Annotated in this window: 27 protein-coding genes; 24 read left to right on the top strand and 3 right to left on the bottom strand. The window is 44.3% G+C overall.

The window, feature by feature from the left end:
- Positions 1–27: 27 nt before the first annotated feature.
- The 5 genes from F0342_RS24585 to F0342_RS00720 all read left to right on the top strand — a co-directional run bounded on the left by F0342_RS24585 (position 28) and on the right by F0342_RS00720 (position 3,803).
- Entirely contained in the window at positions 28–789 is a 762-nt protein-coding gene (locus F0342_RS24585; RefSeq protein WP_188048346.1) for a hypothetical protein, read from the top strand.
- A gap of 207 nt (positions 790–996) precedes the next feature.
- On the top strand, positions 997–1,842 hold the full coding sequence (locus F0342_RS00735) for a hypothetical protein (protein WP_149154152.1): 846 nt from the start codon (positions 997–999) through the stop codon (positions 1,840–1,842).
- The gene (locus F0342_RS00730; protein ID WP_149154151.1) at positions 1,839–2,153 is read left to right on the top strand and encodes a replicative helicase loader/inhibitor; all 315 of its coding nucleotides are present in this window, start codon (positions 1,839–1,841) and stop codon (positions 2,151–2,153) included. The genes F0342_RS00735 and F0342_RS00730 overlap by 4 nt, the downstream gene beginning before the upstream one ends.
- Positions 2,104–3,456, top strand: coding sequence for a replicative DNA helicase (locus F0342_RS00725; protein ID WP_149154150.1), 1,353 nt, complete (start codon positions 2,104–2,106; stop codon positions 3,454–3,456). Before F0342_RS00730 ends, F0342_RS00725 begins: the two co-directional genes overlap by 50 nt.
- Positions 3,457–3,518: 62 nt before the next feature.
- Positions 3,519–3,803 (top strand): hypothetical protein, encoded by a 285-nt coding sequence (locus F0342_RS00720; RefSeq protein WP_149154149.1) that lies wholly within the window; start codon positions 3,519–3,521, stop codon positions 3,801–3,803.
- Positions 3,804–3,869: 66 nt separating this feature from the next.
- On the opposite strand, the gene F0342_RS00715 is transcribed toward F0342_RS00720, so the two are convergent.
- The gene (locus F0342_RS00715; protein ID WP_188048345.1) at positions 3,870–4,139 is read right to left on the bottom strand and encodes a DUF3986 family protein; all 270 of its coding nucleotides are present in this window, start codon (positions 4,137–4,139) and stop codon (positions 3,870–3,872) included.
- 795 nt (positions 4,140–4,934) lie between these two features.
- Complete coding sequence (locus F0342_RS00710) at positions 4,935–6,587, bottom strand: M14 family metallopeptidase (protein ID WP_149154147.1); 1,653 nt, start codon at positions 6,585–6,587, stop codon at positions 4,935–4,937.
- Positions 6,588–6,822: 235 nt separating this feature from the next.
- On the opposite strand from F0342_RS00710, the gene F0342_RS00705 reads away from it, so the two are divergent.
- The 4 genes from F0342_RS00705 to F0342_RS25235 all read left to right on the top strand — a co-directional run bounded on the left by F0342_RS00705 (position 6,823) and on the right by F0342_RS25235 (position 7,959).
- Positions 6,823–7,269 carry a hypothetical protein gene (locus tag F0342_RS00705; RefSeq protein ID WP_149154146.1) on the top strand — a complete coding sequence of 149 codons (447 nt, stop codon included), beginning with the start codon at positions 6,823–6,825 and terminating at the stop codon, positions 7,267–7,269.
- Positions 7,260–7,391 (top strand): hypothetical protein, encoded by a 132-nt coding sequence (locus F0342_RS25245; protein ID WP_262481585.1) that lies wholly within the window; start codon positions 7,260–7,262, stop codon positions 7,389–7,391. Before F0342_RS00705 ends, F0342_RS25245 begins: the two co-directional genes overlap by 10 nt.
- A gap of 173 nt (positions 7,392–7,564) precedes the next feature.
- Complete coding sequence (locus F0342_RS25240) at positions 7,565–7,819, top strand: sodium:solute symporter family transporter (protein ID WP_262481584.1); 255 nt, start codon at positions 7,565–7,567, stop codon at positions 7,817–7,819.
- A 14-nt stretch (positions 7,820–7,833) separates the two neighbouring features.
- Complete coding sequence (locus F0342_RS25235) at positions 7,834–7,959, top strand: hypothetical protein (protein ID WP_262481583.1); 126 nt, start codon at positions 7,834–7,836, stop codon at positions 7,957–7,959.
- A gap of 156 nt (positions 7,960–8,115) precedes the next feature.
- Here F0342_RS25235 and F0342_RS00695 read toward each other — a convergent pair whose 3' ends face one another.
- Complete coding sequence (locus F0342_RS00695) at positions 8,116–8,439, bottom strand: hypothetical protein (protein ID WP_149154145.1); 324 nt, start codon at positions 8,437–8,439, stop codon at positions 8,116–8,118.
- Positions 8,440–8,591: 152 nt separating this feature from the next.
- Between F0342_RS00695 and F0342_RS25665 the strand changes: the two genes are divergently transcribed.
- The 15 genes from F0342_RS25665 to agaF all read left to right on the top strand — a co-directional run bounded on the left by F0342_RS25665 (position 8,592) and on the right by agaF (position 25,484).
- A complete protein-coding gene (locus F0342_RS25665; protein WP_149154144.1) occupies positions 8,592–8,912 on the top strand; it encodes a GNAT family N-acetyltransferase in 321 nt (106 codons plus the stop codon).
- A 48-nt stretch (positions 8,913–8,960) separates the two neighbouring features.
- Positions 8,961–10,217: an MFS transporter gene (locus F0342_RS00685; RefSeq protein ID WP_149154143.1), complete on the top strand. Its 1,257-nt coding sequence runs from the start codon at positions 8,961–8,963 to the stop codon at positions 10,215–10,217.
- 158 nt (positions 10,218–10,375) lie between these two features.
- Positions 10,376–10,594, top strand: a complete 219-nt coding sequence (locus F0342_RS00680; protein ID WP_149154142.1) for a hypothetical protein — start codon at positions 10,376–10,378, stop codon at positions 10,592–10,594.
- A gap of 450 nt (positions 10,595–11,044) precedes the next feature.
- Positions 11,045–12,802, top strand: a complete 1,758-nt coding sequence (locus F0342_RS00675; protein ID WP_262481582.1) for a sensor histidine kinase — start codon at positions 11,045–11,047, stop codon at positions 12,800–12,802.
- Complete coding sequence (locus F0342_RS00670) at positions 12,777–14,369, top strand: response regulator transcription factor (RefSeq protein WP_262481581.1); 1,593 nt, start codon at positions 12,777–12,779, stop codon at positions 14,367–14,369. Before F0342_RS00675 ends, F0342_RS00670 begins: the two co-directional genes overlap by 26 nt.
- Positions 14,366–15,703, top strand: a complete 1,338-nt coding sequence (locus F0342_RS00665; RefSeq protein WP_149154140.1) for an ABC transporter substrate-binding protein — start codon at positions 14,366–14,368, stop codon at positions 15,701–15,703. Before F0342_RS00670 ends, F0342_RS00665 begins: the two co-directional genes overlap by 4 nt.
- A gap of 187 nt (positions 15,704–15,890) precedes the next feature.
- On the top strand, positions 15,891–16,856 hold the full coding sequence (locus F0342_RS00660; protein ID WP_395940606.1) for an ABC transporter permease: 966 nt from the start codon (positions 15,891–15,893) through the stop codon (positions 16,854–16,856).
- 15 nt (positions 16,857–16,871) lie between these two features.
- Positions 16,872–17,750, top strand: coding sequence for a carbohydrate ABC transporter permease (locus tag F0342_RS00655; protein ID WP_148967672.1), 879 nt, complete (start codon positions 16,872–16,874; stop codon positions 17,748–17,750).
- Between the two features lie 29 nt (positions 17,751–17,779).
- On the top strand, positions 17,780–19,393 hold the full coding sequence (locus F0342_RS00650; protein WP_149154139.1) for an ABC transporter substrate-binding protein: 1,614 nt from the start codon (positions 17,780–17,782) through the stop codon (positions 19,391–19,393).
- A gap of 64 nt (positions 19,394–19,457) precedes the next feature.
- Positions 19,458–20,963 (top strand): glycoside hydrolase family 32 protein, encoded by a 1,506-nt coding sequence (locus tag F0342_RS00645; protein ID WP_149154138.1) that lies wholly within the window; start codon positions 19,458–19,460, stop codon positions 20,961–20,963.
- A 4-nt stretch (positions 20,964–20,967) separates the two neighbouring features.
- Entirely contained in the window at positions 20,968–21,930 is a 963-nt protein-coding gene (locus F0342_RS00640; RefSeq protein WP_149154137.1) for a carbohydrate kinase family protein, read from the top strand.
- A gap of 975 nt (positions 21,931–22,905) precedes the next feature.
- Positions 22,906–23,379: a PTS N-acetylgalactosamine transporter subunit IIB gene (gene agaV, locus F0342_RS00635; RefSeq protein ID WP_149154136.1), complete on the top strand. Its 474-nt coding sequence runs from the start codon at positions 22,906–22,908 to the stop codon at positions 23,377–23,379.
- Between the two features lie 18 nt (positions 23,380–23,397).
- The gene (gene agaW / locus F0342_RS00630; RefSeq protein ID WP_149154135.1) at positions 23,398–24,174 is read left to right on the top strand and encodes a PTS N-acetylgalactosamine transporter subunit IIC; all 777 of its coding nucleotides are present in this window, start codon (positions 23,398–23,400) and stop codon (positions 24,172–24,174) included.
- Positions 24,164–25,039, top strand: a complete 876-nt coding sequence (locus tag F0342_RS00625) for a PTS system mannose/fructose/sorbose family transporter subunit IID (protein WP_149154134.1) — start codon at positions 24,164–24,166, stop codon at positions 25,037–25,039. The genes agaW and F0342_RS00625 overlap by 11 nt, the downstream gene beginning before the upstream one ends.
- Positions 25,040–25,061: 22 nt before the next feature.
- Positions 25,062–25,484: a PTS galactosamine/N-acetylgalactosamine transporter subunit IIA gene (gene agaF, locus F0342_RS00620; protein ID WP_149154133.1), complete on the top strand. Its 423-nt coding sequence runs from the start codon at positions 25,062–25,064 to the stop codon at positions 25,482–25,484.
- Positions 25,485–25,557: the final 73 nt, after the last annotated feature.

Below are 25,557 nucleotides of genomic sequence, written 5' to 3'. Positions count from 1 at the left end.
AATCTGAGAGTGTGAATATAATTTATCATGAGTAAGCAAAGTGAATTTAGGAAGTTAAGTGCTATAGAGTTACTTTTATTTTTAATTTGTTTTATTATAGGACCATTTGTATTTACTATGCCAAATATTCTACTAAGTTTGGCTTACTGTGTCATTCTTCTAGTTTTAATCATAGCCCTAAACACTCTGGATCGCATAAAGAGAAAAGAGAGTAGGTTACTTACACTACCTCTTTACTATAGAATGATAATAAAAATATTAACTTTTTCTTATATATTGGGTATTATTTTGATTATAATAAATGATTCCCACTTCTATAAATATTTAATGATTCCTGTAATTTTTTGTTATTTATACGTTGGGGGAATGATTCTATATTACTTAATTAATTTCTTTTATGTTCTTGTATTGAGAAGAGTTTTTCCTTTTGAAAAGTCAATAAAAAAAGAACATATGCTAGCTAATACTAGTTTGAAGAAGTTATCTAGGTTTATAGAGACAGGGGATCAACATAAATATTTAACTCTTTATATATTGAATTGGTGTTTGTATTTGTCCATCATTTGCTTTTTTATGCTTTTGGTTTATAAATATTTTCCCTTACCTAACTTCTATGAAAATAAGGGCCTTTCTAGTTGGATAAATAGAAAATCGTATATAACTTTTTTTAATTTGGTGAGTCTTATCTCACTTACAGTTACTATTTATACAGTCACTATACCCATTTTAAAAAAGATTATAGACAACGCTAGAAAAAGTTATAATGAAGAGAATAAAAAATGGAAATAGAACAATGGAGCTAATAGAAATATATATTGAGCGTTAGTGCCTGATAGTTAATCGAGATTTTATTCTAATTTAATAAGGAACTGCCCCAAAGCCATTCGGATCCCACCCGAATGGCTTTTTTTATAAAAAATTTATCCATAGGGTGTCCCTTTCACTCCCATCCCCCTATATAAAGGGTGAAACCAAAATGAAATAGGAGTGATTGTGATGAGTGGATGGAGAAAGTTGGAGCAGGACGTGTTGGATATGGAGATGTTTCACCACCCGGAGGATCTTCGTTTGTATGTGTTGATTCTGTTGAATGCGACCCATCAAGGCGGGGTTCAAGTTGGGGGTGTGGTGCTTGGGGAGAGGCAGTATGTGCGTTCGCTCCGGAAGCTGCGGGAGGATCTGTGGTTCTACAATGGGAAGAAGATTGATGAGTATTCGCATTCGCGGATTCAGCGTTCGATTAAGCGGTTGGAGAAGTGTGGGTGGTTGAAGGCGGAGAAGTATGAGCATGGGTATGTGTTTACGCTAAGGCCGACGAAGGATTTCGCTTGTGGCGATTATTTGAAGTGGATGGGGATGTCTGTGAAGGAGGATGGGAGTGATGAATCCGGTGGTGACCAGCCTGATGATGGGGCTGGTTCCGGGACGTCTTCGTGCGGCGAAAAGGATGTGAAACAGGTACGGAGAGAACCTGCAAACAGACTTAAGAACTTAGAGAAAGAAGAGATAGAGAACACCACCAACCTTAACGGCACTAAGGAAGAAGAGAGGCTGCAGGCGCTGATCGGGCATTTCATTGGCAGGAGGGAGAGAGGGTTGATATTGACCCCGATAGATTATGTGGCGATGGAGCGGATCAGCTTGAGCGAGTTGTCGACGGAGGAGCTGATTGTGTTCATGGATGAGGAGTTTGACAGACAGCAGAGCATCAATCCGAAGCTGACGATCAACAGTCCGAGGTATTTGGAGAAGGCCCTTGAGGCGTACATCTCTCCTCGGGAATCGATGCAGCACATTGATGACTTGCTGGAAGGGTTGGAGGAGATTGTGACGGAGGCATGACGTTCGGGGAGTTCAGGGAGCTGGTGAAGATGATCAAGGGTGCTTATCCTCAGCGGCTCCTCAGTCGTGAGACGGCGATGATCTGGTACCGGCACCTGGAGAACTGTGACTATCACCTGGTGAAGAGACGAGTCGATGCCCATATCAAAGTGAGCCAGTATATGCCGACGATCTCCGAGCTGTATGAACAGTCGGTGGAGGAAACGACGATACTACAAACCATGGAAGCGTGGGAAAAAGAAGGAGCGATACGAATTGAGAATGAACGACGAAACGAGTGGACACGACCTGCACCACCCTGGGCACGATGAACAGCTGCTTCGCGAAGTGCATGAAGCGGAAAGCATGATCATTGGAGCTGTTCTTATGGAGCCTGGTGTCCTGGATGAACTGACCCTGGAGGAGAAGCATTTTAGTCTGGTGAAGAACCGCCTGATTTTTAAAGCGATGAAGGGGCTTCAGAAGAAGAGGCTTGAGATCAATCTGGTCATGGTGGTGGAGGAGCTGGGGGATGATATTGAGAATGTCGGAGGGGTTCAGTTTCTCCTGGCCCTTGCCAACTACTGCCCGACGACGGTGAACATCGAGCAGTATGAACAGATCGTCCTGAAGTATTACGAACTGAGCCTCATCAAGAATTCGGCCAACCACTTCCTGAGCGCCTACACCCCGGAATCCGCACAGGACCTCTACAAAGCACTTATTGACATGCATACCAACACGATCACGGACGAAGAAACGAAGGACGAGATCATCATGGATCTCTATGAATCTCTTTACATGGAGAGGGACGGACTTCCCGGTGTCTCGACGGGATTCGAGAGCTTGAATGCTCTGACGGGAGGGTGGAAGGAAGGGGAGCTCATCATCCTCGCTGCGAGACCCTCCATGGGGAAAACCGCCTTCGCCATCCAGCTCGCATGGGAATGCACCAGGGAGCAGGGAGTGAGCATGGTATTCTCCCTTGAGATGAGCTCGAGGCAGATTATGCAGCGCCTCCTCTCAAGCCTCACGGATATCAACATGATGAAATGGCAGAATCCCTATAAGTATCTGACGAAGGACGAGATGCCGAGGATGCACGGGGCGATGAACGCCGTGTACAAAGCGAAGCTCGAACTTTCGCAAAATGGGATGATCACCCTGCCGGAGATCAGACAGCGGATCATGAATCTGAAGCGGGAGTACCCGACGGAGCCGTTTCTTGTGGTGATTGATTACCTGCAGCTGATCAATGTGAAGGAGCGGTTTGATCGGCATGATCTTGCGATTGGGCATATTACAAAGCAATTGAAGGGGATGGCGAAGGAGTTTGGGATTCCGATCATCCTGTTGTCCCAGTTATCGAGGGGAGTGGAGTCGAGGGATGACAAGCGTCCGAGGCTGTCGGATCTGCGTGACTCGGGGAATATCGAACAGGATGCGGATGTGGTGTTGTTTCTGTACCGGGATGATTACTACTATCCGGATTCGAAGAACGGGCAGGAAGTGGAAGTGAAGATTGCCAAGAACCGGAATGGGCCGGTGGGGACGGTGAAGTTGGAGTTTGTGAGGGAGTTTGGGAGGTTTCGGGGTGGATGGACGCAGGTGGAGGGTTCTGTTGGTTCGGTTTGAGTGAGCCGTGGGGAACGGTCACTTGGCTCAGAGTTTGATGATGAAAATGGGGAGGGATTGGGATGTTGGTGACGGAGTATGCGAAGGGGAATGAGGCGGAGTTTCGGATTGAGAGTTTGAAGGTGTTTGGTGTGGTGATGGGGTTGCTGGGTGATGAGCGGGTGAGGCGTGAGGATGGGTATGTGTTTGTGAGTTATCGGGAGATGTGGGAGGGGTGTAAGGAGGCTGGGATTTTGTCAGGGGTTGATCAGGCGTTTGCGGTAATGATGGATATGCTGAGTGTCGTGGAGGCTGGGGGATTGATTGGGAGGGAGCGGGTTAGTGGGGGGAGTTGGGTGAAGAGTTAGAGTGGGTTTGAGGTTTTGTGTGGATGAAAAGGAAGCATGAGAACCGTCGCCGTGCTTCCTCAAACATCAAACGATATTTTGATCATTCAAAAATTTTTCAAATAGCTCAGAACCTTGTTCCACAGATAAATCTTCACTTTCAATTAAATAAATGCCTATCAATAAGCCAAAATCTTTTATAGCAGGATACTCTTCCGAAAGATTAAGTTTATAAAAATCATTTTCCAAGAACATACACCAAATGTTTTGATCTTTAACTTTTAAGAAAATAGCTTCTAAATCTTTTTGATTTTTATAATATCCTACATGTAAATGATAACGATCATCAAAAATCAATTTGAAATTCAACTCCTAAAAATCATCACTTAATTTAGTGTCTAATGCTTTTGCAACATGTAATCTCAATGTAGTAATACCTTCTACAACGTTAATTCATTTTCTCTTATACAGTCCCCTAATAAAGTAATGTCCACTTAGTTAGTATAGCAGTTCATCATTTACGCTTCCCTTAAATGAACCTTAAATTTCAAGGAAAGACGAAGTAATTGTGGTTGAGGACACAGGTTAAATACATAAAAAATTAAAAAATTTAATAAAAAAATTTTGCTGGTGGATTAATTGGTGGCACTGTTGATCCAGTTTCAACTAATACTATAGGAAATGTAGCTCGAAAATTATTTATTGAAGAATCTAATGTAATTAAGTCTTTTAATGATAGCGATCCTATTATTATTGATATGAAGTAATTATTTTGGTGGCGGTGAGAAGATGATTTCCTATGAGAGATGTTGGATGAAGTGCTGGGACTAATCTAGCGCTTGGGATTCGTACATTTGAAGAGCAGTCCCAAGTACCTGTCCCGTGGCTTTCTATGGTTAATAGGTGAAAGGTGTTCACCTAGGGGCATATGAATTCCTTTGATGGATCACAGTATCGCGATAACGGAAAAACTGAAAAGGAAAAGAAGACTCCGGCAGCATACCGGAGTCTTCTTTTTACCTGCGTAAAAGCAGCCTCTACTATTATTATGTGAGTCTACTTAATGGGCGCAGTTGATTTTTTTTGTCACGGGAGTAAGCTCCAGGTCTAAGACCTTCACCCCTTATCCGAAGCTACCGAAAGCAACCGCTATTACCTATTCATAAATTTCTTCATTTCCGATTTCTTTGGATCAATCGTAAACCTGTATATCGGCAATTCCTGGTCAACTTCAGAAGGGACATAGTTAAAGCTTACATAACTGTCTACTGATTCTGGCTCAAGTGATAAGGATAATAGGTTTGTCTGAGGCTGCGCCGTCAAGAATACATAGCTGCCTTTCGGGAAAGTGATTTCTTCTTTTGATACCTTTGTTTCCACGTCAACAAGCTGTCTGTCTTCGTATTCTCCAATATTGTCCTTTTTTGTGACGGTAAAGGACTCGGCAGGCAGTTTTACATCCTTAGGCAACGTAAAGCCTTTTAATCCTTGGTTTTTGAGTTTTTCAGCTATTTCCTGCTGATCGGGCATGAGCAGGTAGGCAGTCGGTCTTTCTCTTACTAATGTTGGTTCTGCATCAGTCGCGCTGAAATAATTTACCGGTATGTCTTGAACCGTACCTGAGGCGATGTCTACCATTTCAAGGGTTTGATCGGCAAGCTCTTTATTTTCACTATCGATGATAATAGGGTCCTTGTCATTTGGAAGTAAGCCTTTTTTAACTAGATTCAGTCTTTCAGCTTTCACGACATTCTTTATTTGTCTTGCATGGTCGGCTGTTTGCGTAAGTATTTTTTCATGTGTAGCAATCTGTGCATTCACTCGTCGGGCAAAGTCTTCCCGGCCAATCCCGATCCCGCGGCTTTCTACAAGAAAGGAAAAAGAAGGAGCAAGCCCAAATGAATTGCGCCCTATCCTTGGTTCGGTTGAGCCTTCGACGATTTCGATTTCACCCTGATCATCTAAACCGGCCGTATAATAGGTTTCTCCTGAAATCCCTTTAGATTCCAAGTCTGCTAGAACAGGTTCTTGAAATAGGCGATTGGACATGGTTCGAATTCTTTCAGGAATGTTCAAGTTGCGTCCGGATTGGATGAGAATATCATGATACTTCAAAGCGCCTTCCTCGCCTACTTGACGAAAGGCACTGCTGTACACTGAATATTCATGGGCATCAATGACGACTTCAGGGGAGTATTTGTTGAATTCTTTATGAACCGCCAGTACCTCTGGTGTTTCGAGTTTAATATGATCACGGTTTCCATCCAGACCATTGGCAAGCTGTCTAATAAAGGCGTAGGAGCCGTCGGGATTAATTCTCGGAATGACGATGACATTGATGTCATCGAGGACTTCCTCCCCTAGTTCACCCGTCAGACGATTCGCTATAGCAAGGATGGCTTCACCGCTTGCAGGCTCGTTGCCATGAATCTGACTTTGGACCCACACAATTGGCTTTCTTGATAGGAGACTTGTATTGATTTGTTTATCCTTGGTGAAATAAAGGGCTGGGATGTTTCGTCCTTCCTGTGATGTTCCGATGGATTTGACGGTCAGATATGGACTTTTGCCTTCAAGCTGTTGAATGTAGGAGAGCATTTCTTCCTGAGAAGTAAAAGCTTCGCCCTCTCTAGAAAAGGCAGGTGTGTTATCCGTTATTGGCAGTTCTGGATAGAGGTGTCTTACCTGATCAGGCTGACTGTATGTCTTTCCGTAGTAGGGGGTTTCCGCCTGTACAGAAGGCGCAAGTAAAAAAGTGGCGGCTATTAGAGCAGGTAAAGAACGTTTGGTTAACAATTTTTTCATAGTGGTTTTCCTCCTTTTCTTTTCAATTAAATGATAGAGTAGAACGACAAAATAAGTCAAAAAATTCTGAATAGTAGTTTCGGCGTAGTTAATTTCTGTCTCTAGTAAAGGGTCTGTAAGCTAGGTTGTACGATCTACTTTTCTTCGGTTTACGAAACATTTTCAATATGCTTGTAGAAGAATTTTCCTAAAATGTTAGAGATACCTTCTGAAAAAAACAGTTCTTTTGTTGGGCATGGAGGGAAGCGTGGGGACGGTTCTGTTGTTTCGTTGTGAGCAAGCACTTGGTGACGGAGTATGCAAAGGGGAACAGTGCGGAGTTTCAGAGTGTATGGGATTGTTTGGTTGCGAACCATTCAGGAGGCGTAAGGGTGGGTATGCGTCAATTTTTTTGAGGGTGTCAGTAAGCAGGGATTTATCGGGGTATGAAGTGCGGTATGCTGATATTGGACATGGTGAGTGTGGTGGATTGATTGGGAGGGAGAGGGGTAGTGGGGTAGAGTTGGGTGAAGCATGTTGGAGGTTCTGCTGCTTCGTCTTGACGAAAAGAAGCACGAGAACCGTCCCCGTGCTTCTTTGGGCGGTTTCGGGGTGGATGGACGCAGGTGGAGTGAGCCATGGGGACAGGTCCCTTGGCTCATGGTTTGATGATGAAAAAGGGGAGGGATTGGGATGTTGGTGACGGAGTATGCAAAGAACGTGTCGGAGTTTCAGATTGATAGTTTGAAGGTTTATGGGGTGGTGATGGGATTGATGGATGGAGACCGGGTGAGGCGTGGGGATGGGTATGCGTTCATCAGTTAAAGGGAGATGTGGGAGGGGTGTAATAAGGTTGGGGTTTTGTCGGGGTATGAAGTGCCGTTTGCGGTGATGATGGATATGTTGGGTGTGGTGGAGGATGGGGGATTGATTGGGAGGGAGAGGGTTAATGGGGGGAGTTGGATTCATGGGTGAAGCCAAGGGAACATTGTTGGGTTTTGAAAGTAGACCGAGGTGACTGTCCCCGTGGCTCATTGGTGGAGCGACCGGGTTACCAGATGGCTCAATACAAAGCACTGGGGAACATGCTGGAAACCGTTCTTGGTGTGGACTATAAGCTGGCTTTGTTTATCGGTGTGGCCATTTTGACCGTTTACGTTGTTGGAGGCGGAATGATCAGCGCTGTCAGGACTGATTTTATTCAGATGATCGTCATGATTGCCGGTGTACTGATTGTCTTCATCGTGGTATGAAAATGGTGGGCGGTATGTCCCAGCTTAACTCGGAACTTGCGAGCATAAACCTTGATATGGTGCAGGCATACCATACAACAGGGCCAATCGGCATTTTTGCTTTTATCTCTTATTTCTTTAATGAGAGAGTTGTGGAATAAGAAACGGTGTCTGACTCCATTAGGTCAGGCACCGTTTTTGAGTTCAATGGAAAGTCTAATAAAAGAAAAATCGAAGAAATGGAGTGTGGATCATGGTGAGAGGAAACGAAGAGTAGGTATAAGGCACGTCATTACTTTTATATCGAGAAATGACGATTACCCTTCAACTCGATTTTCAAGGGTGAAAACCCGTTTATCAATATCTGTGATTCTTGTGTTCAGATAATGAAAGTCCGTTTCAGAACGTTGGTTTCCTACTTTTAACAAAGCAATGACATCTTCTGTTTGTGCAGCTTCGATTCTGTTAACCGTTTCCTTTACCTCTTTTAAATCACTTCCGAACTCCTTCATGTTATTTTCGAGCCCTTTCATATTACTTTCGAGTCCTTTCATATTCCGATCAAGCTCTTTCAAATTTCGGTTGAACTCCTTCATGTTACGTTGGATATCGGATAACATGTTCACTATTTGCTTTTCCATTTTTCTCACCTCCTTCATACAATTATAATGGAAATGAATCGATGATACTACCCTGTTATTGAGTGAACTGGAAAGCCAAGTGAAAGGTACCTTGGCCAAGATATAGACGATAAAATAGGGATGTTGGTTCAAGAAGGTTCTACTGTTTCTTCTTGACAAGAGGAAGCACGAGAACCTCCGATGATTATTGGCTTTTTCATTTTTTTATAGATAAGAGATTTCAACGAAAGGGGTTGGGTTCAAAGGCATTACAAGAATTAATTAGAAACGTTAAGCATACGAATCCTACCTGTAAACGTCTGCGGTTGACTGTTCATCGATACAATGAAGCAGGGAAGTTATTTTATTTGAAAGTGGGATTCCAAGACGATCGTATTCTTACATTTGGAGAGCGTTTTTACTGGTTACATATAAGGGCAGGTTTCAAATCTTCAGCCCAAGAACTCTTACTAAATTATGTTACTACTTTATAAAGTCCCCCATATATATATAGGAATAAAAGCAAACAGGGGTAGATAGCATTGGACATACACACTAACAGATTCAGATGGGTTATCTTTGCTTCCGTATTGTTTACTTACTTAATCATATCGAGTCAGCGGACGGCTCCGGGTTTGATTACAGACAAATTAATGGCTGATTTTAGTGTGAAGGCTTCCACGATCGGATTGGTGGCAAGTATTCAGTTTTTTGTATACACTGGCTTACAAATTCCAATGGGTATTTTGGTTGATCGATATGGACCGAATCTTTTTCTTATTTCCGGTGCGGCACTTACTGGTATAGGTACAATCCTTTATAGTTTGGGCACACATGCCTTTATCCTGTTTTTTGCCCGAATCCTAACGGGAATCGGGGATGCGACCATCTGGGTAAGTATGGTGTTAATACTGAGTCTGTGGTTTGGCAAGGGGGAATTCCCACGATTAATTGGTTTGGCCGGGATGACAGGAAGCCTGGGCTTCCTATTGGCGACCGTTCCTTTCTCTGCAGTGATCGTCTCGTTTGGATGGAGGGGATCATTTCTATCAGCGGGGATTCTTTTGTGTGTATGGAGTTTTTTTCTTTTTTTGATACTTGTCAAAAAACCAAAACAGCCGTTACTTATGAAAAGTACATTACAACATGAAAAAATATCAGTGTTACTGCGAAGAATATTCTTAAATCGACAGGCCTGGGCATTATTCTTGTGTCACTTTGGGATTGTAGGAGGATATATAGGGTTTATCGGTTCATGGGCGGTTCCCTATGCAATGGATGTATATGGAATGACACGTATAGAAGCAAGTCAGGTCATTATGATCAGTCTAATTGGAGCACTAGTTGGAGCGCCGCTTATAGGATGGGTTTCAAGCTATTTAGGAAAAATTAAACGGCCCTATGTTGTTTTTCATATCACGGTTTTAATGTGTTGGACTGCCTTTTTATTATTTAAAGGGCAACCGCCACTTTTCCTGGTGATAATCCTATTCTTTATCATAGGATTTGGATTCGGGGCAAATTCATTGACGTTTGCCGCTGTTCGTAAATCTTTTCCTGTAACGGAATCCGGCAGCGTTTCAGGGTTTGCGAATACGGGTGGATTTCTAAGTGCCGTATTGCTGCCCGGCGTTTTTGGCTCTATATTGGAAAGTGTTCAGTCCACATCGGGCAGTATCAGTGATGGATACTTCTACGGTTTCTTCACCCCGATGATTTTCTCAATGGTTGGCTTGATCGGTGTGATGTTTTTAAACGAAGAGCAGGGGGTTAAAGGGGTCAGACCCCCAGCGTCCTAAAGCTTTAGCACGCTGGGGGCAAACGTATTATTTTGCTAAATGTCTGGAAGTTGTCGGGCCTTGGGCCAGTAAAACGGTTGAATCGGACCATTCCATATTAAACAGACACGTTTATACTATAGTGTAAGAAATCCATTACCTAGATAAGGATGATGATGATGGAGCAACGAAAAGAGAAACTATACTTCCTGGGATACTTTCTTGTATTCCCACTTATATTTATCGCAAGCTTCTTGTTATGGGGGGGTGTGATACAAGGAAATGGTCTATGGACCGTGTTAACAGATGCGTTATCGATCATAGGAATCTATTATATCTTCACAAGTATTCTCTTTGGTTTGGTTATGAGAAAAGAAGTTAAGTTTGAAAATGAATGAGTTGGAAATGCCTCTAGCGTAGAATGTTTAAGCGGGCGGGTGCATTTCTTTTTTAATCGGCACCTTATCCCCAACACGAAGAAGCTTTAAAGTGCTGGTGGTAAGGTGCCGGCTTTGAATGGGACGTGGGGACAGGTCCTTGTCCAAACAAGGGAAATAAATCTCTATTTAAATTGGCAATACATTTTTTCATTCAATAAGGTAAGTTGTTAGGTATTGTTCGGTATGTTTATATCGTTGTTCCTTATTTCTCCTTTAACGATTTAGGTGTCTTCGCATAAGCAGGCACCCTCTAAATATCTATAATCATATTCCAACCTCCCCATATCTTTCTGTCTTTTTCCCACCCTCATTCTATGGTAGATTTAAAAGAATAATAGTTTTACTTTTCAAATAATAAGCATCGACCTTGGAGGCACTATGTTTTTCTCACTTCGCAACCGATTATTTATGATTTTCACTCTGCTACTGACCTTTCCTTTTCTAGTTCTTTCGATTCTCATTCCCAACTGGTTTACGTCCATCATGGGAGAGCGTACGACGAGTTCGACGATTGAAATGATGGAGCAGTATTCGCTGTATATTGATTCAATCACGTCACAGGCAGAGGATTTAGGAAAGCAGGTACTGGTGAACCCTACGACTCAGGAATGGATCAAGTCAGAGGAGGATGACAGGGAGGTAACAGATGCCGAACGTCTTTTGATGAAGAACCAGTTAAAGGCGGAGTTATCTTCTATGATGATCAACAATTCCAAGTCGATGTCCGTATCGGTTTACCTGAGCGATGGGACTGGGACTGCAGGGAATCTTCCTCCTCTAGAGAAAACAAATTGGTTCGATGAATTCTATAAAGACGATCAGCGTTGGCTTCGGTCTCATAATGATCTGATGGCGGATCAGGTGAACAGTTACCTTCTGCCCCTCTTTGATATCAATACGCTTGATTTATCCGGGGTGATCAAGGTGAACTTTCCATCGTCCCTTCTTGAGAACGCACTAAGCAAGATCAAGCTGGGGGAGAACGGAAGAGTCTATCTCCTGGACAGCCTTGGCAGAAATGTGCTGACCGGCAGCGTCGATACACCGGAGAAGGTAGTAAAAGAAAGCTTAAAGACGATTAAGAAGGAGCCCAAAAGATCCGGATTAATAGAGGTCCCTTTTGAGAAGGAAGAGTATATGATTTTCTATCAGAAGGCAAGGGTAGGGGAATGGGTGCTGGTCAGTGAAATTACCAAGTCAGAATTGTTCTCTCAGATCAACGAGCTTCAAAGGAACCTCCTTTTGACGAGTGGTTGGATTTTCTTATTGACGATCATGGCGTCTTATCTCCTTTCTTCTACCATCGTAAAGCCTTTAGGGAAATTGACCGGTGCCATGAAGCTTGTTGAAAAGGGAGAATTTAAGAAAGCGAAGCAATTGATTCCTTCCATTAAGACAGCGAATGATGAGATTGGTTATGTGGTGGATGTGTTCGGCCAGACGGCCAACCGCCTCGATACCCTGATTGAAACAGAATATGAAGCCAATATACGCAGGAGGGATGCGGAATACAAGGCACTGCTCCTGCAAATCAATCCCCATTTCCTCAATAATACCCTGGAGACCATCGGTGGTCTCGCAGCTCAAGGGAAGAACAAAGAGGTGATCGATGTCACGATTCATTTAGGGAGGATCATGCGATATTCCCTCAATACGGAATCTGATATGGTGACCCTCGGGGAAGAAATGACCTATATACGGAGGTTTATGGAAATTCTGAAGCTGCGATATGAAGCTGCGCTCTCCGTTTCCATTCAGGAGGATCCTGCAGCCTCTAAGCTCCCGATCATTAAGTTCGTTATCCAGCCACTCGTGGAGAATTCAGTTAAATATAGTTTCATAGAGAAAACGGAGGCTGTTCTTCGTATTTCGACGAAGAAAGTGAATGACTGGGTGGAGATTGTGATTGAGGATAATGGAATCGGGATCCCTGAGTCTATTGTGGAAGAATTGAAGCGTGACCTGGGTCGTCATGAATCGCGGCACGTATTGGAAAGCAAAGGGCGCAGCATCGGGCTTAAAAATGTCCTGGGGCGTTTAAAGCTGTATTACGGAGAGAATTTTACCTATCACATTACATCAAAAGAGTATCAAGGCACAACCATTGTCTTACGCATAAAAAGTGGAGAGGGGGATCTTCATGCTGAAGGTGATTCTGGTCGATGATGAAATTCAAATCCGAAGAGGGTTGAAGTGGAAAGTGGACTGGGAAGAAGAAGGCTTTGTTATTGCCGGTGAAGCCTCCAATGGCAAGGAAGCGTTACAGGTTATCGAAGAGGTGATGCCTGATCTTGTCCTGACCGATGTCAGGATGCCGGTCTTGGATGGGATGCAGCTTGTGAAAGCGTTATCGGGTAAGTATCCTGATATCAAGGTGATCGTCCTGTCGGGATACTCGGATTTCGAGTATGTACGTTCCTCTTTGGTCGAAGGAGTGAAGGATTATCTGCTTAAGCCCGTCGATCCCGAGGAATTGACGGCTGCCCTCAGGAAGAGCAGGGGCGAGGTTGAAGCGGAGAAGCAGAGAAGAATGGAAACGGTCAGAATGAACCAATTCCACGCCGAGGAAATGAGAGAGCAGTACCTGCTTCATTTGGTGAAGGATGAATGGGCAGGGAAGAATATTTCCGGGGAGAGACTGAGTCAGCTGAAGCTTGATGTGCTGGCAGGTGAGGACACGGTCGTCCAGTTCATCACCGTAGAGATTCGAAGTAGTGACCCCGAACAGGTTAGGGATTTGTTTCTGCCGTTCAAGATGTTGTGCCGAGAATTATCCTATGAGCATGAAGGAATCATGTCCTTCTACGACACGAGCTATCAGAATATGATTCATTTCTTATTTCTACAAAACTCGGGAGGGAATTCAATCCATACTTTTGTTCAGGAATTGCAACGGAATGTCAGCAACTATCTGAATGTTGAAACGGTCATTGGGGTGGGGAAAGTAGTCATGGGTTTATCTCAATTAAAGAACGGATACATATCCTCCCTTCTCTCCTGGAGTCAAAGTTCCGCTGATGCCACGTCCCAATTCATTGACGGGACAACGAGTAAACAGACGGTGGAATTCACTGACGATGTGGAATGGAAGCTGTCAAACAGCATGGAGCAAGGCGATTATGAGACATTCAAGAAACATCTACTGACTACCCTTGCTGAATGCGACCGGCAATCGGTGATGTCTTATTCCTTTGCAGCTAGCCGGGTGCTCTTTATGCTTGGATCCATGGCAAGGAAATATGATCTGTATACCGATGATTTGAAGAAGAAGATGTGGAATTGTCAATTGGGTATATGGGAACTGACTTCCCGGTACCGGGTTAAAGGAGAACTGCTTGACCTAGCAAGAATGATTGCGGATAAGGTGAGTGAAACCCGGCATTCCTCTAATGGAATTGCCATCGTGGAAAATGTAAGGCGGTATATGGACAAGCATTACACCAATGAAATTTCACTTTCCTCCCTTGCTGATCAATTCCATATCAACTCGGCCTATTTATCGGAGATGTTCAAAGAACTGGTAGGACAGAATTTCAGTGATTATCTCGTCAACCTCCGAATGGACAAAGCCCGTACCCTGTTGATGGATGAACAGTTAAAGATCATCGAGATTGCCCATCTTGTCGGCTATTCCAATTCCGGCTATTTCAGCACTGTATTCAAGAAGCGATTTGGACAAAAGCCACTTGATTACCGGAAATCCATGACAGTGGATAAGGGGGAGGCACGATGAAGTATAAATTAACCGCCATCTATGTACTGGCTGCGCTACTCATGTTGACAGCAGGGATCTACAGCATCTTCACTTTTACCTCATTCCAGGAAACCAGCAGAGATAAGGACGGAGGAATGCTGGATGAACAAGCCAAGATCCACCTGACATTCTGGAGAAACAAGGGGACAGAACTTGAGAATCAGGCGTATGAAGAGCTGGTGGCTGACTTTAATAAGGAGCATCCCACGATCGAAGTGGAGATGGTCCCTATCCCTTATGGGGATTATGAGTTGAAGCTTAGAACTGAGATGGCAGCAGGTGACCCACCTGATATTTTGACGATCGATACGCCGACTCTTGCCCTTTATGCAAGTGCGGGTGGTCTGCTGTCTTTGGATGATTATATGAGACAAGAAGGTCATATTGAGGATCTCGCAACCCCTACGTTGAAGGGGATCACATACGAGGATGAAATCTATTTATCACCCATTGCAGAATCAAGTGTGGCTCTTTTTTATAACATCCATTTGTTTAAAAAAGCAGGGGTTCCCCTCCCTTCCAAAAATCCACATGACCCGCTGACTTGGGATGAGGTCCTCGAGGCTGCTAAGAAAATCTCTGCTTTAGCACCTGACATCACGGGAATAGACCCGGCCCAGGGATTTCCGGATGGGGAGTCGCCATCCTACTTCAAGATGCCTATCCTTTGGCAATTTGGAGGAGATGTACTGGATCTGGACAATCAGACAGCGAGTGGATATTTGAACTCCCCGGCCTCACTGAAAGCCCTCCAGTTTTATCAGGATTTATATCAGAAACACGAGGTGGCAAATGTCGAACTTCCCGAGGAGGCATTGGAGACCGATAGGCTCGGCATGACGGTCCTCGGTTCCTGGATGGTGGAGAGTCTCAGTATGATGAACCCTGATTTCCGGCTGGGTGAGGATTTCGGGATTACCGCCCTGCCGAAAGGGAGCGAACAGGCGGTTCCAAACGGAGGGTGGTCCCTCGGAATTTCGTCTGAAACTGACTATCCCGATGAAGCATGGGAGTTTATCCGATATGTCACCAGTTTTGAAGGAGCAAAGAAATATGTGGAGATCACTGGGGATGTTCCGGCTCGTTATTCTGTTGCAGAAGCCTTTCCCGAGTTCAATGAGTATCCGAAGAATATTTTCGTGGAACAGGCACAAAAGTACTCAAGGAATCGACCGATCACCCCAGCTTATCCTGTCGTGAGCGAGGCAGTCAAAGCGCTATTTGAAGACGTGGGAATCGGAGGGAAGGATGTTAAAACTTCGGCAGAAGAGGCAGTAAACAAGATAAATGAAGAACTGAATGATTTGGACTAGAAACCTTTGGCAGCTGCCAGAGGTTTTTTTTGTGCTGTAAACTTCCAAAAAATTTAAACTGTTTCATCCGAAAATAGTAAACGTTTTCATTCTGGGATTCTAGTAAAGTGAACTCAACAGACATCCTCACCGAAATGGGCAGGGTCATTGTTTCTGAACAAAGTGATTTATAAAGGGGGTCAAAAGATTGCAAGAACTTGCGAAGGCAGATACACCAGTCATAACGGAAACAAAGAAAAATTCGAAACTCAAAACCAAGCTCCATTATATGAAGAAAAACTATATTCTCTATTTGTTTCTTGCACCAGCCATCATTCTTACGATCATTTTCAAGTATGTTCCCATGTATGGGGCATCCATTGCATTTAAGGATTTCAGTCCCATCAGGGGGATCAATGGAAGTGAATGGGTCGGATTCAAGCACTTTACGGACTTTTTATCGTCTCCGAATTTCATGGATATTCTGGTCAATACTCTGAAATTAAGTTCCTTCGAGCTTCTGATCGGGTTTCCGATCCCGATCATACTTGCGCTCATGCTGAATCAGCTCCGAAAAGCAGGGGTGAAGAAGAATATTCAACTCATCCTTTATGCACCACATTTTATCTCAGTCGTCGTCATCTCAGGGATGATCTTCCTCTTCCTATCACCTACGGGACCGATTAATGCGATGCTGTCGGTTTTTACGGATAAGCCGATTTCATTCATGTCTGATCCCGATGCCTTCAGAAGCATCTATATCTGGTCAGGGGTTTGGCAGGGCGCGGGGTGGGCCTCGATCATTTATGTGGCGGCACTCGCCAATGTGGATCCCCAGCTTCACGATGCAGCAACCGTGGATGGGGCGTCCCTGCTGCAACGCATCTGGCATATCGACCTTCCGACGCTGAAGCCTGTAATGGCGGTCCTGTTCATCCTGGCTGCAGGAGGCATCATGGCGATTGGATTTGAGAAAGCCTATCTGTTACAGACGTCTATGAATCTGCCAACCTCGGAAATCATTTCGACCTATGTATACAAGCGAGGGCTGCAGGCAGGTGACTATTCATTCGCCACGGCAGTAGGACTGTTCAATGCCGTCATCAATGTCATCTTATTGGTTTTCGTAAACCGTGTGGTCAAGAAACTAAACGAAGGCGAAGGTCTTTTATAGAAAGGGGGAAACGAGGTGTACCAATACACCAGGAGTGATAAACTCATTCTTTTCATTAACAAAATCCTGCTTGGGGGAATCGTAATCATTGTTCTGTTCCCGTTGATATACGTTCTACTATCATCGGTTCTTGAGCCGAATGTTCTGGTGAAAAAAGGATTTCTCATCAGCGGTTCGGATTGGACGCTCGAGGGATATAAACGAATCTTCGAGGACGGTACCATCGTCAAAGGATTCATCAACTCGATTCTCTATTCTGTCGGATTCACGCTCATCACTGTGAGTGTCTGCATCTTTGCCGGCTATTCCCTCTCGGCTGAAGGGCTTGTCGGACGAAAGTTCATCATGGTGTTCTTTCTCATCACCATGTTCTTCAACGGAGGGTTGATCCCGACGTATATGGTGGTGAAGGACTTAGGGATGCTGAACACGATTTGGGCGATCATCCTTCCCAATGCCATCAACGTTTGGTTCATTATCCTGGCAAGAACGTATTTCAAATCGATTCCGAATGAGTTGAAGGAAGCAGCAAGGATCGACGGGGCATCGGAGTTCAAGATTTTCTTGAACATCGTGTTTCCGTTGTCAAAGCCGATCATCTTTGTCATCGCGCTCTATGCGTTCATCGCACAATGGAATTCATATTTCGATGCGATGATCTACCTTGAAGACCGGGATTTGTACCCGTTACAGCTCGTCCTGCGATCGATCCTTATCCAGAATGAGGTGCAACCGGGAATGATCGCTGACCAGCAGGCGGCAGCGGAACTCCAAAGAATTTCAGAGATGATCAAGTATTCATCCATCGTATTAGCAAGCTTGCCGCTGATCATTATGTATCCATTCTTCCAGAAATACTTTGAAAAAGGTGTTATGGTGGGATCTTTAAAATAATCTATATTTTTATCAATGGGGGTTTAACAATGGGGAAAAAGACGAAGACAATGTCGGTACTTCTGATGTCATGCATGCTGCTTGCAGCCGGGTGCAGCAACAACAGTGAAAGTGCTTCTTCTGAGAATTATGAACTGGAAAATGTGAAGTTTCCGTTAGAGGAGCAGGTGACGCTTAAGATGATGACATCCAGCTCACCACTTGCTCCGGATGATCCGAATGAAAAGCTGATCTTCAAAAGGCTCCAGGAAGAAACGGGAGTGAAGATCGACTGGACCAATTATACAGCGGGGGAAACCTTCAATGAAAAACGGAATCTGGCAGTCGCGAGCGGCGAGCTTCCAGACGCGATCATGAATGCGGGATACAGTGACTATGAGTTGTTGAAACTTGCGAAGGATGGAGCGATCGTTCCTGTTGAGGATCTAATTGATGAGCATATGCCCAACCTGAAAAAGGTACTGGAAGATGCGCCTGAATATCGCTCGATGATGACGGCACCGGATGGACATATTTATTCCTTCCCTTGGATTGAAGAGCTTGGTTCAGGGAAGGAAAGCATCCACTCCGTCGATGACTTCCCATGGATCAACGTCGAGTGGCTGAATAAATTAGGCCTTGAAATGCCGAAAACGACGGATGAGCTGAAAGAAGTTCTCAGGGCATTCAAGACTCAGGATCCAAACGGGAACGGAGAGGCCGATGAAATCCCGATGTCCTTCATCATTAATCATGGAGGGGAAGATGTGTCCTTCTTGTTCGGTTCATTCGGACTCGGTGAGAACTGGGATCACACTGTCGTCACAAATGACGGGGAAGTGAAGCTGACGGCAGCCGACGAAGGGTATAAGGATGCCATCAATTATTTGAATGAATTATATAAAGAAGATTTGATTGACGTAGAAGCTTTTGAACAGGATTGGAACACCTACCTGTCGAAAGGGAAAGAAGGACGTTACGGCATGTACTTCACATGGGATAAAGCCAACATCACGGGTATGAACGATCAATACGACCTCATGCCTGCCCTTGAAGGACCTGATGGAACGAAGAATGTAGCGAGAACGAACGGTATGGGATTTGACCGGAACAAAATGGTCATCACGAGTGCTAACGAGAACCTTGAATTAACGGCGAAATGGATCGATCAATTCTATAACCCGCTTCAATCGGTTCAAAATAACTGGGGAACATATGGGGATGACAAACAGCAAAACATCTTCGATATGGATAGTGCCAGTAATTCATTAAAACACCTTCCATTAGAAGGAACGGCTCCTGTTGAGCTCAGGGAAAAGACATCCGTCGGCGGTCCACTGGCAATCTTGGACGAATACTATGGAACCGTGACGACGAAACCGGAAGATGCTGCCTGGAGACTGGGGCTCATGAAGGATGTCATGGTACCGGATATGAAGGCAGAAAACATCTATCCAAAAGTATTTTTCTCCCTTGAGGAATTAGATAAGCTTTCGAAGATCGAGGCCGATTTGCTTGCTTATGTGAAGCGTAAAAAGGCGGAATGGATCACCAACGGGAAAGCTGATGAAGAATGGGCGGATTACTTGAAAGAACTCGATCGCCTCGGGTTACAGGAATGGCTTAAAATCAAGCAGGATGGATATGACCGTAACCAATCATAATCAAATTCAGGCTGTACCTTGCTCAGGCGATCGTGCAGCCTTTCGAATGCAAAGGAGAATTCTTATGACGAATAATTATCAAGAAAAAACGAGCCTTTATTCAGAAACCTATCGTCCGCAATTTCACTTTTCCCCAAAGGAAAAGTGGCTGAATGATCCGAATGGGATGGTCTATTTCGAAGGGGAATATCATCTCTTCTATCAATATCATCCACAAGGAACCACATGGGGACCGATGCACTGGGGGCATGCGGTTAGTCGTGATTTGATCCATTGGGAGGAGCTGCCGATTGCTCTTTATCCTGACGAGCACGGTGCTATTTTCTCTGGAAGCGCCGTGGTAGATTGGAAGAATACATCGGGCTTCTTTCAAAAGGGAAATGGGGGGCTGGTCGCCATTTATACAAGCGCGGACTCATATCCGGATTCCGATCGTCCAAGACAGAGGCAAAGTCTTGCCTATAGCCATGATCATGGCAGGACGTGGAAGAAATACGAGGGGAATCCTGTCCTGTCAGATGAAGACATTACCGATTACCGGGACCCAAAAGTGTTTTGGCATGAGGTATCTGAACGTTGGGTCATGGTGCTGGCGACGGGTCAGACGATTACCATTTATACGTCCCCTAACTTGATCGACTGGGAGTTTGCAAGTTTATTTGGCCAGGACGAAGGGGCCCATTTCGGAGTATGGGAATGCCCGGATCTGTTTCCACTCATGGTCGACGGAAATCCCGATCATGTGAAATGGGTGATGCTGGTGAGCATCGGTGACAATCCCGATTTCAAAGAAGGTTCAAGGACCCAGTACTTTGTTGGGGACTTTGACGGCAAGACGTTTATAAACAATCAAGATGCGGACTCCATCCTCTGGCTTGATCACGGAAGGGACAATTATGCGGGAGTGAGCTGGTCCGATATCCCTGAAAAGGACGGAAGACGTATCTATCTTGGATGGATGAACAACTGGAGATATGCAAACCAGGTTCCGACTGAAACGTGGAGAGGAGCCATGACGTTGCCTAGAGAAATGACCTTGATTTCTACTACAGATGGAGTTCAGCTTTTACAAAAACCTGTATCCGAGATGAATAGAATCAGAAAAGATTCAAAGGTCAGCAAGGCAATAGTGCTAACGGAAGAAGCATACTTAATGGAAGTGAATCATGAATTAATGGAAGTGAATCTCGTTGTAACGTTGGATGAGGCAAAGGAATTCAGCTTGGCTATCCACCATTCATCAGATGAGAAAACCAGTATTCGGTACGATCGAATCACCCACATGTTATCCGTCGATCGGACTCATTCAGGAGAAAACGGGTTTTCGGATTCGTTTCCCGGAATATCCGAATGCCTTGTGGAATTAATAGAAGATAAGCTTATCCTTCAGCTATTCTTGGACGCTTCTTCCTTGGAGGTATTCGCACAGGGAGGCCGGAGAGCATTAACCAGCCTGATCTTCCCACAGGGAACGAAACACACCCTTTCCCTCACTGCCCTTGGAAAGGGTGCCCAGGTTGAAGTACTCTCGGTTACGGAACTTTCATCAATCTGGGAAAAGGGAGTTTGAGATTATGAATGAACCATCGATCCTGTGCATCGGTGAGCTGCTCATCGATTTCTTTTGTACCGATATCAATACAGACTTGGCTCAGGGACAACACTTTTCCAAGCAAGCTGGAGGGGCTCCTGCGAATGTGTGTGCCACCATTACCACACTTGGGGGGCGCGCCAGATTCCTGAGCAAGGTAGGAAATGACCCGTTCGGCCTTTTCTTGAAACAGGCAATGAAGGATCTTACGATTGATGAATCTTCCATTCTTCTTGATCAGCATCATCCTACAACTCTGGCGTTTGTATCATTGAAAGAAGACGGGGAAAGAGATTTCGTGTTTAATCGAGGGGCGGATGCCCATTTGAACAGGGAAGAGCTTCATGAAAGCAGCTGGAGAGAATCTTCAATCATTCACTTCGGATCCGCCACTGCCTTACTGGATGATCCCTTCATGTCCGCGTACGTATCCTTCATCCAAACGGTTAAAGAAGCAGGGAAATTCATCTCCTTTGACCCGAACTTTCGAAGCGATTTATGGAAAGGGAGAGAGGGGGACTTTATTGGGTTGGCAGAGCATTGCATCAGTCAAGCTGACTTCGTCAAAGTAAGCGAAGAGGAATGTAAGATCATTTCGGGATTCTCCCATCTATCAGATGGAGTCGAACGTTTTCATAGACTGGGAGCAAATACCGTAGCCGTCACCCTTGGGAAGGATGGAACACTGGTTTCAAATGGAGAAGAATCGTGTATCGTCCCAAGCATTCCCGTTCATTCCATTGATTCAACGGGGGCAGGCGATGCATTTGTTGGGGCGACACTGCATCAATTCAATCACTATCAAGGTCCGAAAGACCTCCTGGAGGATTTCGAAGAATTAAAGAACGTCATTTCAACCAGCAATCGCGTGGGGGCAACTGTTTGTACAAAAATAGGGGCGATCAGCGCGATTAGGGAATTAGAGGGACGGACTTCTTCTAGGTGATAGCTATACATTGCGCATTGGAGAGAGGCTTTACTTTGCAATGCGCTTGTATTGTTTAAGTGAGAAACAACGGTGTCAATATTTTTCTTATCGAAGATGCTAGAGATCCTAAAACGATAATCATCAAATACATGTAAAGAAAATTCCACAAGGATGCTCAATTGTTCGAAAAGCAGAATTAATCGAGTTCTGGCTCAATTAACTTGGATTAAGAAAGGAATATCAATATCAAACCCCTAGGCATAATACTTTTAATAGATAAGGAGATGATTCATATGTCAATTTATAATAGCAAAACTAAAAAACCGCTCTTATCATAAAGAATATTTGATAATTTAGAAAATTCGATATTCCGTATTGACAATGTATACGATTACATTTATACTCCAAAGTGAAAACATGTTATCAGTAATGATAAAAGACAAGTGAAATAACGATGGAGAATGGCGTTAAATAGCGGATTCTTTTATCACGAACTAACTGGTAATGACCTCCCTACCACTAAAACTTCTACTTAGGCAAGAAAACCCAAAAATTTCCAACTGAGTGTAACATCTTTAAACCTAATTCCTTTTGAAAACAACAAGTAGACTTGACTTGAATGAATAAGGAGGGGGTCGTGTAAAAGGGCTTTTGTTCATCAACGAACGAGAGATCACGTTATGCTTTATCCTATCCGCATCTTTATGTCATTTCATTCCACTATGAAATGGATTTTCACACTAGTTAACTGGTAATGATGTCATAACGTAACGATATTTCTTTCATAAGATGAAAGGGATGTAAGGGTTGAATGGTGGTCCTCTAATAATTTCCTTGATTAAGAGAGTGAAAGGGAACATTTGAGGATGTTGCTCATGTGGGTTGAATGATTTAAAGAAAGTGGTAGGTTTTGAGGTTACGGTCACCTGATCACCCTATCCTGGTGAAAGGGGTTCAAAAAATACATTGTTAATAATTAAGGGGGAAAAGATCATGCCGAATATTTTATTAACAAGGATTGACAATCGTCTTGTGCATGGGCAGGTTGGTGTGACGTGGGTCAACCATCTTGGGGCGAATCTGATTGTTGTGGCGAATGATGAGGTGGCAGAGGATGAAGTGCAGCAAGATTTGATGGAGATGGTCGTTCCGGAAGCGATAGGGATCCGCTTTTTTTCGGTTCAGACAACCATTGATGTTATCCATGACGCATCGGATGACCAACATATTTTCTTAGTCGTCAAAACACCACAGGATGTAAATCGTCTTGTTAAAGGAGGTGTCCCGATCGATAAGGTGAATATCGGAAATATGCATTTCTCGGAAGGCAAAACGCAAGTGTTCTCTACTGTTTCTGTTGATGATTCTGATAAAGAAGCTTTCCGTGATTTGAAGGAACAGGGTGTGAAGCTTGAAGTGCGTCGTGTTCCTGATGAAAGGCCAGATGATATTTATACCATTTTATAAGGGAAAGGTGTGATCTTGTTGGACCAGGAAATCTTGCTTCAGGCATTATTGATTGCCATATGGGCAGGTATTGCAGGGATTGATTTGTTTAATGGTTTGTTTCATATCCATCGCCCCATTGTAACGGGGGTCATTATTGGACTCATTCTTGGAGATTTGAAGACAGGTGTCATCACCGGTGCAGCCATTGAATTAGTATGGGCAGGAATGGTTCCACTGGCAGGGGCACAACCACCGAACGTGGTGATAGGGGGGATTATTGGAACGGCATTTGCTATCTTGACAGGCCAGGATCCACAGGTGGCCATTGGAATCGCTGTACCGTTTGCCGTTGCCGTCCAGGCTTGTATCACCTTGATGTTTACAGCGTTTTCACCTGTTATGCACAAAGCAGACCGATATGCAGAGGCTGCCAATACAAAAGGGATCGACAGAATTAACTACATGGGGATCCTTACCTTGTTTGTCTTTTACTTTGTTGTTGCCTTCCTTCCTATCTATTTTGGGGCAGAAGCGGCGAGAAATGTTGTCGAAACGATGCCGGAATGGCTGATCACAGGTCTTGGGACAGCTGGTGGCATGATGGCGGCAATCGGTTTTGCCATGCTCTTGAAAATCATGCTGAAAAAGCAGTATGTAGCTTATCTCATCGTAGGTTTCATCCTTGTCACGTATTTGGAAATGCCGATTATCGCAGTCGCACTGATTGGCCTTGCGATTGCCATGTATGACTTTTACAAGACATCCGGCGGCCAGGGAGCTGCTGTGAGAGGGGGAAGAGGTCGTGGCATCTGAACAAGCAGCTGTTGATCAACAGCATCAAGTACACGCTGAAGATTCTGAATATTATGAAGATAATTCTATTGAACAGGTAATGACGAAGAAAGATCTCAATAAAATGGTGTGGCGTTCTTTGTTGCTCCAGGCGTCTTTCAACTACGAAAGGATGCAGGCAGCAGGCTGGCTTTATTCCATCCTTCCAGGGTTGAAAAAGATCCATAAGAATAAGCATGACCTTAGTAAGTCGATGAAGAGCCATATGGAATTCTTCAATACCCATCCTTTCCTGGTGAATATCATTATGGGAATTGTGCTTGCCATGGAAGAGAAGAAGCAGAATCGAAATACTATCAGGTCGATCCGTGTGGCTATGATGGGGCCGTTGGGAGGAATCGGGGATGCGCTGTTCTGGCTCACTCTCCTGCCGATTTGTATCGGGATCGGTGCGTCCCTTGGAGCAGACGGCAATCCGATGGGGGCTCTTGTATTCCTTGTGATCTTCAACATCGTTCATTTTGCTCTGCGTTTCGGACTTATGCGATATGGATACAAAACGGGAACCAATGCCATCAGTTCCTTAAAAGAAAATACGAAAAAAGTTTCCCATGCAGCTTCTATCGTTGGATTGACCGTAGTGGGCGGACTGATCGCTTCTTTTGTCAACGTATCTGCCAATCTGGTCATTCATGCGGGAAAAGCAGAAATCGCGATCCAGGAAGATTTACTGGATAAGGTCATGCCTAATATTCTGCCTTTGGGTTATACCTTATTGATGTACTATTTATTGAAACGCGGTTTGTCACCGGTACTACTCATTTTGATTACAGTGATCATTGGCATTATTGGTGAAATACCATTCCCGTTCGGTACCATTCTGTAAGCGGGGGACAGGAGGAGAAATAATGAACGGTTTACTTGTATCAGGTCATGGACTCTTTGCATCTGGTCTTCGTTCTTCAGTGAAATTGATTGCAGGGGAGCAGTCGCACATAGAGTATGTGGATTTCCAAGAAATAGACTCGATGACAGATTTGGAAGAAAAGCTGAAGTCGGCATTTGATAGATTGAAAGAGTGTGAAGGAGTGTTGGTTCTTTGTGACCTCGTTGGAGGCTCCCCTTTTAAAACGGCTGTTTCACTTACAAGGGAAAGGGATGACGCTATGGTCATCGGAGGAGCCAATCTATCCATGATTCTGGAAACAGCGATCATGAAAGACACTGTTCATATAGATGAATTAAAGGATAGAGCCTTGTCTTCAGGGAAAGAAGCCATCAAATGCTTCCAGAAGTCCGGACGCCTCAAACGGGATGGGGCAGGCATCTAAAGGCATTGCTTACAGCAATAGATCTCGGTCAGTCTATTGGGAAGGAATCTAGTTAACAATTGTGGAGGTGCAG

The sequence above is a fragment of the Bacillus sp. CH30_1T genome (assembly GCF_008364765.1).
Lineage (GTDB): Bacteria > Bacillota > Bacilli > Bacillales > Bacillaceae_B > Rossellomorea.
Note: the sequence above shows the minus strand (reverse complement) of the source record. Positions and strands in the feature narration are given on the sequence as shown.